The following is a 10,554-nucleotide window of genomic DNA, read 5'->3' as shown; positions in this document are numbered from 1 at the left end:
AAAGAGCGACTTCAAGTCGCCGAGCGCCTTGAGCGTCTGACAGAGCAGAAGTTCAAGGCAGGTCAAGCTACGGGCTTTGACATTGAACGCACGCGTTCCGAGGTCATCGCCCTCCGGGTGGAGCAAGAGCAGTTGCGACGCGTACGCGGCGAAGCAACGCATGCCTTGGATGTGCTCGTTGGCCGGATTCCGGGGGCGCTTGGCAGCGGTCCTGCGCTTGCCTCTCTCACCATGCCCGATTGGACTCCCCGAAGCGTGCCTGGCGAGTTGCTGCAGCAGCGCCCCGACGTCCGAGCCGCGCAGGCGCGCCTTGCGGCGGCGACGGCGCGATGGAACGCTGCAGAAGGCGAGCGGTTCCCCAAACTTGTGCTCGATTTGAGTGGTGGTCGCCAACGCTTCGAGAACAACGGAACCCGTGTGGCGGGGAACATTTTCTCTTTGGGCTTGGGTGTGACGCTCCCGATTCTTGACGGTGGCGCAATACAAGCGGGAATCGACGAGGGCTCCGCACGCAGTCGCGGCGCACAAGCTGACCTGGACCGCACGGTGTTGCTCGCACTTCAGGATGTGGAGAACGCTTATCTGGGCTGGCAGACCCAGCGGACCTCCCTGCAGCATCAGGTCGATGGTCTTGCCGTCGCTGATCGACTCCTTGACCGCAGCCGACGCCTATTTGAAGCGGGACAGGTGGACGCGACCGTTGTCGCAGAAGCGGAGCGTGGCACCTTGTCTCAGCGAGCGGCTCTGGTCCGTGCTCGCGCCGAAGCAGCAGTGCAATGGGGTGTTCTCGCTAAGGCGCTTTCTGGTTCGCCAGAGCATGTGAATTTGCAGTCTTCACCCTGACTCCTTGAGTTGGAAGAACGCAGCAAGGCAGCGCATCTTGAATACTGAATAGATTAACGATTGGCAGGGGCGCATGGAAATCCGACATCTACGTTGTTTTATGGCGCTCGCCGAGGAACTCCACTTCGCTCGCGCCGCTGCGAAACTACATATTGAGCAGTCCCCGCTGTCTCGCACGATCAAAGAACTCGAAGAGGAACTAGGGGCGCAGCTATTTGTTCGAAATACACGAAGCACGAGATTGACACGAGCGGGGTTGATGCTCATGGAGCACGCTCCTCGGGTGTTTGCATCCTTGCAACAGGCGCGGGACTGCGTGAAAGCGGCAAAGAATGGCTTTCATGGGCAACTCCGCGTCGCCTTGTCAGACTGCACAACACTATTGCGCTTGCCAGCACTATTGGCATTGTGTCGCGAGGAGGAGCCCGAGGTCGAGATTCGCTTCTTCGAGGTGCCACTGTCCCAACAAATCAAAGGGCTTCACGACGACCTGTATGACGTCGGTTTTGCACAGTCCGACGAAGTCGGGGATGGAATCGTCGCACTTCCCGCGTGGACTGACGCGCTTATGGTTGCGCTGCCAGCTCGGCATCCGTTGCTGGCTCTCAAACGCATTCCACTGGATGAACTGCTGCGCTACCCGCTAGTGCTGTCCGATCCTCAAGTATGCGAGGGCCACGCCAAGCACATTGAGCGAGTACTTAGTCGGGCTGAAATGCAGCCTCTAATTGCCGAGCGGGTTACCACTTTCGACCTGATGATGGCGTTGGTATCCGCTGGTTTTGCGCTCGGAATTACAGGGGCTGCACAAATTGCAGCCTCCCGAGAGCCAGGAGTCGTGGCGAGGCCGCTTTCGACACGCGTACCCCCTTTGACGACCTATCTGCTCCGACTTGAAGGCGATCCGTTTGACGAGCTTGCACGCTTCATCCAGCGCGTACAGGCCATCGAATTCCCAGAGTTTCCTAGGTCAACAAAGAGCCGAAATCCCGATCTTCCGGAGGAATTGATGCCATGAAACTCGCCATCCCGCTCATCGCTGTACTGCTAGTCGCATGCGGCCAATCCGAGAAACCGCATAAAGCCACTAGTGCAGAAAAGAAAACCCCGACCGTAGAAGAGCTGGCGGCAGACCCGGAGCAGCTCAAGCAGTTGCGCCAGCAATGCAAGACGGATCGGCCTAGTTTGGGCGACCTGCTTTGCGACCGGGTTGCGGAGGCAACACGTAAGCGGTTCTACGGTGACGGAAAAACACCATACACACCGCCTAAAGAATCCCCCAAGTTCTGAATTTCAGCAATTCGCTAGTCTGCCTGAACTTTCTGTTCGGCACGCTGATGTTCGCCTGTGATTGCGGAGTCATTCCCTGGCTGGACACAGCGCGAATTCATTCTTTCTTCTCGACCTTTCTGCCCCAAACGGTCTTTGACCGGCACTAAGCCAGCACCGATCCTGACGCCTGCGGCACGTTTCTAAGCCGCGTTTCCCAAGGGAATCAGCGTAGGAGAGATTGGAGGCGGGGCTATGCAAGGTACGAATGTGCTGTTCGGTCAGATAGCCGTGGTATTCGGCATCGTGATCGCCGGTGTGTGGGGCGCCACGCAATGGACTGCAGCAGCCCTCGGCTATCAGGTACGCCTTGGCACCCCCTGGTTTGATTTCCTCGGCACACCGGTCTACCTCCCGTGGAAGCTGTTTGAGTGGTGGTTCTTCTTCGATGCCTACGCGCCACGCGTTTTCGACACGGGCGGAGCCATAGCGGGTGGCAGTGGCTTGCTGGCGGTGGTGGTCGCGGTCTGCATGTCGATCTGGCGCTCTCGTCAATCACGCCTAGTCACGACCTATGGCTCGGCACGATGGGCAAGTACGGAGGACATTCGCAAAGCCGGCCTTACGCAGCCGATCGGCGTGTTCCTCGGTCAGCACGATGGCAAGTACCTTCGGCATGAAGGCCCGGAACACATCCTGACATTCGCGCCTACGCGCTCAGGCAAAGGCGTCGGCCTAGTGGTGCCGACGCTGCTTTCTTGGCCTGCATCAGCCGTGGTCCACGACATCAAGGGCGAGAACTGGCAGATCACAGCAGGTTGGCGCTCACGCTATTCACACTGCCTGCTGTTCAACCCGACTGATGCGAAGTCGGCGGCCTACAACCCGCTGCTAGAGGTTCGGCGCGGCGCACATGAAGTCCGTGATGTACAGAACATAGCCGACATTCTGGTAGATCCAGAAGGCGCGCTTGAGAAGCGCAACCACTGGGAGAAGACTTCGCACGCGCTGCTGGTCGGGGCCATCCTGCATGTGCTCTACGCGGGCGAAGACAAGACGCTGCGCGGTGTCGCCAACTTCCTCTCCGATCCGGCCAGCCCCTTCGAGCTGACCTTGCACCGGATGATGACCACGCCCCACCTGGGCGCTGGTCCGCATCCGGTGGTGGCCTCTGCGGCACGCGAAGTACTCAACAAGTCGGACAACGAACGCTCGGGTGTGCTGTCCACGGCTATGTCGTTTCTCGGCCTGTACCGCGACCCCACGGTGGCCGAAGTTACCTCGCGCTGTGATTGGCGCATTGCTGACCTCATTTCCGCCGAGCACCCCGTGTCGCTGTACTTGGTGGTGCCGCCTTCGGACATCAGCCGCACCAAGCCGCTGATCCGCTTGATCCTAAATCAGATCGGACGACGGCTTACCGAATCACTGGACGGCAGCGACGGCATCGAGCGCCGCCACAAGCTGCTGCTGATGCTCGATGAGTTTCCGGCCCTGGGCCGGCTCGACTTCTTCGAGACGGCCTTGGCCTTCATGGCGGGCTACGGCATCCGCAGCTTCCTCATCGCGCAGTCGCTCAACCAGATCGACAAAGCCTACGGCCAGAACCATTCGATCCTCGACAACTGTCATGTGCGCGTGACGTTCGCCACGAACGATGAGCGCACGGCCAAGCGCATTTCCGAGACGCTGGGCACCGCGACCGAGCTGCGCGCGCAGCGCAACTATGCAGGCCATCGGCTCGCGCCGTGGTTGGGGCACCTGATGGTGTCCCGCCAGGAAACGGCTCGTCCGCTGCTGACGCCTGGCGAAGTGATGCAACTTCCGCCTGACAAGGCGGTAGTGATGGTGTCCAGCGTGGCCCCGATCAAGGCTACGAAGCTGCGCTACTACGACGACACCAATTTCAAGCAACGCGTGCTGCCGCCGCCCGTGTTGGCGGACGGCCGATACGCCGACACGCCGCCACTGCGCCCGGACGACTGGAGCGGCCTGCCAATGCCCGCTGTACCCGCCGCGCCAGCGGCCGACGCCGCCGAAGGCTTCAGCGCATCGGCCGACGACGGTGGTCCACGCCGCCAACCAGAGCTTCACGAAACCGTCGCATACGACCCCGAACTGGCAATGAGCACCACCGACCTCGGCCTGTTCGATGACGACGACGACTCGCCACTTCCCCTTCCTCGCCAGCTTGATCCGGCCATGCAGCGCTCGGCTCGGCTGGTGTCCCTCGACCCTAACGACGGAATCGAGCTATGAGTCACTACCGCCTGAATCTCTTTATCCAGCCCGAGCATGCAAGGCGGCTTGACGAACTGGCCGCCATGAAAGGCGTGTCCAAGTCGTCCATAGTCGCGGCAGCACTCGCATCATGGCTTTCGCCCGATGCCGCCGACCAGCGGGAGGCGGCCATCGCTAAGCGCCTTGATCGGCTATCCCGCCAGGCCGAGCGCATTGAGCGCGACCAGAACATTGCCATCGAGACGCTGGCATTGTTCATCCGCTACTACCTGACGGTAAGCACCCCGGTGCCTGAAGCGCATCAAGACGCGGCCCGCGCCCAGGGCAAGGCGCGCTTCGAGCAGTTCACCGAGCAGCTTGGTCGCCACCTGCTGCGCGGGCGAAGTCTGGTGCGCGACGTGGTGGAGGAACTGCATCCCGACCCGATGCGAATGGAGGAGACCGGGGCAGCCGTCCGAGAGCAGGAGCGTGCTTCATGAGCACTGCACCGCAGATCAGCCCCGAGCCGTGCTCGCCTGCTGCGGCCTCACTCGACCGGCGCATCCAGATGCTGCGCACAGCAATGGGTCCACTGATCGCCTCCGCGCTGGAAGACGCCGATGTGGTGGAAATCATGCTCAACCCCGATCGCACACTTTGGGTGGATCGCCTGTCGTCGGGCCGCGCGCCGATGGGCGTGGAACTGCCCGAGGCCGATGGCGAGCGAATCATCCGCCTCGTCGCAGCCCACGTCGGCGCGGAAGTACATCGTGGCCAGCCGCTGCTCTCCGCCGAGCTACCCGAAACCGGCGAACGCTTCGAGGGCATCTTGCCGCCCGCCGCGCCGGGGCCAGCCTTCGCATTGCGCAAGCGCGCTATCGGCGTGATTCCGCTGGAGCGGTACGTCGTGGAAGGAATGATGACCGCCGCCCAGGCGGGCTTTCTGGTTCGCGCCGTGCGCGAGCGCCAGAACCTCCTGATCGCCGGGGCCACCAGCAGCGGCAAGACCACGCTCGCCAATGCCTTGCTCGCCGAAATAGCCGCCACGGGCGACCGCGTGCTGGTGCTCGAAGACACGGTGGAACTGCAATGCGCGGCCCGCGACCACGTTCCGCTACGCACACGCGCCGGCGTGGTGTCCATGACAGAGCTGGTGCGTTCGTCCATGCGCCTGCGCCCGGATCGCGTCGTCGTCGGCGAAGTGCGCGGAGCTGAGGCACTGGATCTCATCAAGGTGTGGGGCACCGGCCATCCCGGTGGCATCGCCACGATCCATGCGGGTTCCGCGCTGGGTGCGCTACTGCGCCTGGAACAACTGATTCTCGAAGTGGCAGTGAATCCGCCACGTGCGCTGATCGCCGAGGCGGTCAACGTGGTGATCCACATCGCCGGACGCGGGCGCAAGCGCCGCATCGAGAGCATCGCCCGCGTCGTCGGATTCGACGGCGTGGGCTACCAACTGGCGGACGCGCTGGAAGCGCCGTTTCCCGAGCTTTCGCCACTTCCCGATGCCGCACCCACTGCGGCGACTTCCCCATCCCTCGACCTTTCTGGAGAACTTTCATGATGACGCACGCCCATGCTTTCCGTGTTTCCGTAAATCCGCATTTCAATCAGTCCGGCTTCGCGCGGCTCCACAGCCTGGCCCGCCCTGCGACGCAAGGGCTGATGCTCGCCGCGCTGCTACTGTTCCTGGCAGGAACCGCGCAGGCCGCTGGTTCCTCGATGCCTTGGGAAGGCCCGCTGCAATCCATTCTGGAGTCGATTCAGGGGCCGGTGGCACGCATCGTCGCGGTCATCATCATCATCGCCACGGGCCTCGCGCTCGCCTTCGGCGACACGTCGGGCGGCTTTCGCAAGCTGATCCAGATCGTGTTCGGTTTGAGCATCGCGTTCGCCGCGTCCTCGTTCTTCCTGTCGTTCTTCAGCTTCTCCGGCGGGGCTGTCGTATGAGTGGCCCGGATAGCTTCGCGGCCGGCTTCGAGGTGCCGCTACATCGCTCGCTGACCGAGCCGCTCTTGATGGGCGGCGCACCGCGCACGGTGGCGATTGCCAACGGCACGCTAGCCGCTGCCGTCGGGCTGGGCCTGCAACTCTGGATTCCTGGCGTAGTGCTCTGGATCGTCGGTCACTCGCTGGCCGTGTGGGGCGCGAGGGTCGATCCGCAGTTCATGCAGGTCTTCGCCCGGCACATCAAGCACAAGCCGCTGCTGGACGTGTAGGAGACGCCGCCATGCTTAACCTTGCCGAATACCGCCAGCGGCCCGCCTTGCTGGCCGACTGGCTTCCCTGGGCTGGGCTGATCGCGCCGGGCGTGGTGCTGAACAAGGATGGCTCGTTTCAGCGCACGGCGCGCTTTCGCGGGCCTGATCTGGACAGCGCCACGCAGGGCGAATTGATCGCCACGACGGCACGGCTAAACAACGCGTTGCGCCGGCTGGGTTCGGGCTGGGCGCTGTTCGTGGAAGCCGAGCGCCAGTCGGCCGCGGACTATCCGCATTCCGACTTTCCCGAACCGCTGTCCTGGCTGGTGGACGAAGAACGCCGCGCTGCCTTTGAGGAATCGGGGAACCACTACGAAAGCAGCTATCACCTGACGCTAGCCTATCTGCCGCCGGAGGAATCCCGCGCTCGTGCAGCCAAGCTGCTCTACGAGCACGCGCCGGGCGATGGTGTGGACTGGCGCGGTCGGCTTGACGCCTTCCTGGCAGAAACGGATCGGGTTTTCGACCTGCTCGATGGCGTGATGCCAGAAATCGTCTGGTTGGACGATGCCGCGACGCTGACTTATCTTCACGCCACGGTGTCCACGCGGCGCTACCGGCTGGCCGTGCCCGAGGTGCCTTTCCACCTCGACGCACTGCTGGCCGATTCCGCCCTAGTCGGCGGCCTTGCGCCCATGCTGGGTGACCAGCATCTGCGCGTGGTGTCGGTGCGGGGCTTTCCGACCTCGACCTGGCCGGGCCTGCTGGACGACCTCAATCGCCTGGGCTTTGCCTATCGCTGGAGTACCCGGTTTCTCTGCCTCGATAAAGCCGAGGCGGAAAAGGAGCTGGGCCGCCTGCGTCGCCAGTGGTTTGCGAAACGGAAGAATGTCATTGCGCTACTGCGCGAAACCATCTTCCAGCAGGAATCGCCGCTGGTGGACACGGATGCCAGCAACAAGGCGGCCGACGCGGATGCCGCCTTGCAAGAGCTTGGCAGCGATCAAGTCGCCTTCGGCTACCTCACCGCCACGGTGACGGTGTTCGATGACGACCCTGCCGTAGCCGACGAAAAGCTGCGCATGGTGGAACGTGTCATCCAAGGACGTGGCTTCGTCACCATCCCCGAAACCTTAAATGCAGTCGATGCGTGGCTGTCGTCCATACCAGGCAATGCCTATGCCAACGTGCGCCAGCCCATCGTCTCGACGCTGAATCTGGCGCACATGATGCCGGTGTCCGCCGTGTGGGCTGGGCCGGAGAAAAACGCCCATCTCGACGGCCCGCCGCTGATCGTCACGCGCACGGATGGCGCGACGCCGTTCCGGCTGGTGACGCACATCGGCGACGTGGGGCATACGCTGGTCGCGGGGCCGACGGGCATGGGAAAATCTGTCCTGCTGGCGATGCTCGCCTTGCAGTTCCGCCGCTATGGCGGCTCGCGCATCTTCGCCTTCGACATGGGGCGATCCATGCGGGCGACGGTGCTGGGCCTGGGCGGCGAACACTACGACCTCGGCGCGGACGGCGCCATTGCCTTTCAGCCCTTGGCCCGTATCGACAGCGAAGGCTATCGCACCTGGGCCGCCGAGTGGATCGAAGGCCGCCTGCTGCATGAAGGCGTGACCGTCGGCCCCGACGAGAAAGCCGCCATTTGGTCGGCGCTCGGCAGCCTCGCTGGTGCGCCGGTGGAGCAGCGCACGATGACCGGGCTTTCGGTGCTGCTGCAATCGAACGCGCTGCGGCAGGCATTGTCGCCGTATGTGCTGGGCGGCGCGCACGGCAAGCTACTGGATGCCGACCGCGACCGGCTCGGCAGCGGCGACGTGCAGGGCTTTGAGATGGAAGAGCTAATGCACAGCCCCGCCGCCGTGCAAGCGGTGCTGCGCTACTTGTTCGCCCGCTTCGATGCACGTTTCGACGGTGCTCCCACGCTGCTGATTCTCGATGAAGCCTGGCTATTCCTTGATGAACCGTCCTTCGCGGCACGCATCCGGCAATGGTTGAAAACTCTGCGCAAGAAAAACGTGTCGGTGATCTTCGCCACGCAGTCGCTTGCCGACATCAAGGATTCGACCATCGCGCCCGCGATCATCGAAAGCTGCGCGAGCCGGATTTTCTTGCCCAACCCGCAGGCGACCGAGCCGCAGATTCGCACGGTCTACGAGGGCTTTGGCCTCAACAGTCGGCAAATCGAAATCGTCGCCACCGCGCAGCCCAAGCGCGACTACTACTACCAATCGCGCCTGGGCAATCGTCTGTTCGACCTCGACCTGGGGCCAGCCGCGCTCGCCTTCTCGGGCGCATCCACACCGCAAGACCAACGCGACATTGACCGAGTGCTGACGCAGGCCGGCGCTCCCGGCTTCGCCGGTGCGTGGCTACGCCATCGCGGCCTCGATTGGGCCGCCGACCTGCTGCCGTCCTCGCCGTCGGCGGCTTCTTTCCTCGCTACTCAACCCCTGGAGATTTCGCCATGAAGACCCGTGTAAATTCCGTTGCTTACTGGAGCATCTACTATAAACAGACCCATGCTCTTTGGGCGTAAACCCATCGCTCACAGACCAATACACTTTATTGGTCTGTACCAGCCAGATACCACAAACTGCGATAGGGAGACCTACCACTACGCCAAGGGCTACTTGCCAAACTGTTTTGGCAAAAAGGCAAGAAATAATGACCATTGCTCCAATGATGCAAATCATTACACCGTTAAACTGGTTGTGGATTTTTTCTTTTTCTATCTCGGACATAATGGCTAATCTCCACATTTTGGACATTAATTACAAACTACTCTTTAGATGGTTTTCTTGACTGGCTCCACAGGCCGCTGATTCTACCTTTGCCAACTGACGCAACCTGTCTTGAGCACATTGGCATTCAAAATCTGCGGCACTTGCTAACTCTGACCATGTTTGAAGTTGATGGTACTCATTACTGCCGACAGAGTTAGCAATCAGAATTTCTTTTGCTTCTTCAAAGTCCATGCCTAGATTCCGATCTGGTGTTTCAATGGTTTCCATATTTGGAATATGACTAACCTCACCCGCAGTAAAGATATGCCTCTTGCCAGCCGCTTTTCGCCATCAAAGGATTCAATCACATCAATAATCATTAAATTTTCCGCTATCTGTTTGCCTACTTCTCAACATCAAAAGCTTCATCAATAAAAAACTCTGCTTTTGACTCCCAACTGTCATGCTCAGCAGTCATATAGTCACTGTATGCATTAACCACCTGTGCTGGCAATTCGGCCTCAGCCTCGTTTTCAATAAATGCCTCAACAAGACTTTTCGGAAAGCCTAGAAATGTTGGTTCCTGAAAACGCTTTGCTGCCTCAACCAGATTTAAGGCGGTTTCCAATGAAAGACCAACACTCACGCCCATATAACCGAGTTCTTTAGCCGATTTGATCGCCTTTTCAGTTTCATCAACAAACCCCGTCAATGACTCGATAACTTGTGGTTCTGGCATATCAGGATCTAACATTTTTTAAACTCCGATTTTCCGCTATTCTATTTCGGTTGAACGTAAATCACTTGACTTGGTAAGTTAGCCATTTCATAAGCGCCAACAAGAACAGCAACGACACAAACCGCAACAACAAAAATGCTTATTTTAAGCTGTTTGTGAAGTCGGTTGTGAGTTCGGACGAAAGCCTCTAAATCGTCCTGATTTACAGTGACGACAGACTCACCATCAGCGGTGCTATATGCCGCTGGGAATGGCAATGATTCATGGATTGATAATCTAGTTGTTGTTTCCATTTTATATTCCGTTATTTGGCTAATTGATAATCTTTGATCAAGCAAGGAAGCGGGATTTTAAGCCCCTCATTCAGCTTACGGATCATGTTAAGGCTTAGCTTGCGTTGGCGGTTTAACACTTCTGACACTCTGCTACGTTGCCCAAAAAATGGCACCATATCGACATCCTCAAGCTCTTGCTGCTCCATCCGAAACTGAATCGCCGCGATTGGATCTGGCGCTTCAATCGGAAAATGAGCGTCCTCAAACGC

At 60.1% G+C, this 10,554-nt stretch carries 13 protein-coding genes; 9 read left to right on the top strand and 4 right to left on the bottom strand.

Annotated features, from left to right (window positions below; genetic code table 11):
* From L5M28_RS23415 to trbE, 9 genes are all read left to right on the top strand, one after another.
* A partial coding sequence (locus tag L5M28_RS23415) for a TolC family protein (protein WP_263204501.1) occupies positions 1-843 on the top strand: 843 nt, incomplete at its 5' end.
* Between the two features lie 73 nt (positions 844-916).
* On the top strand, positions 917-1,861 hold the full coding sequence (locus tag L5M28_RS23410) for a LysR family transcriptional regulator (protein ID WP_069455571.1): 945 nt from the start codon (positions 917-919) through the stop codon (positions 1,859-1,861).
* The gene (locus L5M28_RS23405; protein WP_128344138.1) at positions 1,858-2,133 is read left to right on the top strand and encodes an EexN family lipoprotein; all 276 of its coding nucleotides are present in this window, start codon (positions 1,858-1,860) and stop codon (positions 2,131-2,133) included. Before L5M28_RS23410 ends, L5M28_RS23405 begins: the two co-directional genes overlap by 4 nt.
* 234 nt (positions 2,134-2,367) lie before the next feature.
* Positions 2,368-4,371 carry a conjugal transfer protein TraG gene (locus L5M28_RS23400; RefSeq protein WP_128344140.1) on the top strand — a complete coding sequence of 668 codons (2,004 nt, stop codon included), beginning with the start codon at positions 2,368-2,370 and terminating at the stop codon, positions 4,369-4,371.
* Positions 4,368-4,832 carry a ribbon-helix-helix protein, CopG family gene (locus tag L5M28_RS23395; RefSeq protein ID WP_128344142.1) on the top strand — a complete coding sequence of 155 codons (465 nt, stop codon included), beginning with the start codon at positions 4,368-4,370 and terminating at the stop codon, positions 4,830-4,832. The genes L5M28_RS23400 and L5M28_RS23395 overlap by 4 nt, the downstream gene beginning before the upstream one ends.
* A complete protein-coding gene (trbB, locus tag L5M28_RS23390; RefSeq protein ID WP_206618399.1) occupies positions 4,829-5,899 on the top strand; it encodes a P-type conjugative transfer ATPase TrbB in 1,071 nt (356 codons plus the stop codon). The genes L5M28_RS23395 and trbB overlap by 4 nt, the downstream gene beginning before the upstream one ends.
* Complete coding sequence (locus L5M28_RS23385) at positions 5,899-6,285, top strand: TrbC/VirB2 family protein (protein WP_128344167.1); 387 nt, start codon at positions 5,899-5,901, stop codon at positions 6,283-6,285. Before trbB ends, L5M28_RS23385 begins: the two co-directional genes overlap by 1 nt.
* Positions 6,282-6,554 (top strand): VirB3 family type IV secretion system protein, encoded by a 273-nt coding sequence (locus tag L5M28_RS23380; protein ID WP_004883097.1) that lies wholly within the window; start codon positions 6,282-6,284, stop codon positions 6,552-6,554. The genes L5M28_RS23385 and L5M28_RS23380 overlap by 4 nt, the downstream gene beginning before the upstream one ends.
* A gap of 11 nt (positions 6,555-6,565) precedes the next feature.
* Entirely contained in the window at positions 6,566-9,016 is a 2,451-nt protein-coding gene (gene trbE / locus L5M28_RS23375; protein ID WP_004883099.1) for a conjugal transfer protein TrbE, read from the top strand.
* A gap of 303 nt (positions 9,017-9,319) precedes the next feature.
* Here the strand turns inward: trbE and L5M28_RS23370 are convergent, their stop codons facing one another.
* The 4 genes from L5M28_RS23370 to L5M28_RS23355 form a co-directional block, all read right to left on the bottom strand.
* Positions 9,320-9,523 carry a hypothetical protein gene (locus L5M28_RS23370; protein WP_263204500.1) on the bottom strand — a complete coding sequence of 68 codons (204 nt, stop codon included), beginning with the start codon at positions 9,521-9,523 and terminating at the stop codon, positions 9,320-9,322.
* 151 nt (positions 9,524-9,674) lie between these two features.
* Entirely contained in the window at positions 9,675-10,025 is a 351-nt protein-coding gene (locus tag L5M28_RS23365; RefSeq protein WP_263204499.1) for a hypothetical protein, read from the bottom strand.
* Positions 10,026-10,051: 26 nt separating this feature from the next.
* Positions 10,052-10,303: a hypothetical protein gene (locus L5M28_RS23360; RefSeq protein WP_263204498.1), complete on the bottom strand. Its 252-nt coding sequence runs from the start codon at positions 10,301-10,303 to the stop codon at positions 10,052-10,054.
* Between the two features lie 11 nt (positions 10,304-10,314).
* Positions 10,315-10,554: helix-turn-helix domain-containing protein (locus L5M28_RS23355; RefSeq protein ID WP_411569193.1), on the bottom strand; the 240-nt coding region annotated here is incomplete at its 5' end.

This window comes from Shewanella sp. SW32 (assembly GCF_025653365.1).
In the GTDB taxonomy this organism is placed as follows: domain Bacteria; phylum Pseudomonadota; class Gammaproteobacteria; order Enterobacterales; family Shewanellaceae; genus Shewanella; species Shewanella oncorhynchi.
Note: the sequence above shows the minus strand (reverse complement) of the source record. Positions and strands in the feature narration are given on the sequence as shown.

Bases quoted from the DNA above. Each gene is read 5' to 3' on its own strand.
- trbB (WP_206618399.1), top strand. From the start codon at position 4,829: ATGAGCACTGCACCGCAGATCAGCCCCGAGCCGTGCTCGCCTGCTGCG.
- L5M28_RS23365 (WP_263204499.1), bottom strand. From the start codon at position 10,025: ATGTTAGATCCTGATATGCCAGAACCACAAGTTATCGAGTCATTGACG.
- L5M28_RS23385 (WP_128344167.1), top strand. From the start codon at position 5,899: ATGACGCACGCCCATGCTTTCCGTGTTTCCGTAAATCCGCATTTCAAT.
- L5M28_RS23395 (WP_128344142.1), top strand. From the start codon at position 4,368: ATGAGTCACTACCGCCTGAATCTCTTTATCCAGCCCGAGCATGCAAGG.
- trbE (WP_004883099.1), top strand. From the start codon at position 6,566: ATGCTTAACCTTGCCGAATACCGCCAGCGGCCCGCCTTGCTGGCCGAC.
- L5M28_RS23400 (WP_128344140.1), top strand. From the start codon at position 2,368: ATGCAAGGTACGAATGTGCTGTTCGGTCAGATAGCCGTGGTATTCGGC.
- L5M28_RS23380 (WP_004883097.1), top strand. From the start codon at position 6,282: ATGAGTGGCCCGGATAGCTTCGCGGCCGGCTTCGAGGTGCCGCTACAT.
- L5M28_RS23410 (WP_069455571.1), top strand. From the start codon at position 917: ATGGAAATCCGACATCTACGTTGTTTTATGGCGCTCGCCGAGGAACTC.
- L5M28_RS23370 (WP_263204500.1), bottom strand. From the start codon at position 9,523: ATGGACTTTGAAGAAGCAAAAGAAATTCTGATTGCTAACTCTGTCGGC.
- L5M28_RS23360 (WP_263204498.1), bottom strand. From the start codon at position 10,303: ATGGAAACAACAACTAGATTATCAATCCATGAATCATTGCCATTCCCA.
- L5M28_RS23405 (WP_128344138.1), top strand. From the start codon at position 1,858: ATGAAACTCGCCATCCCGCTCATCGCTGTACTGCTAGTCGCATGCGGC.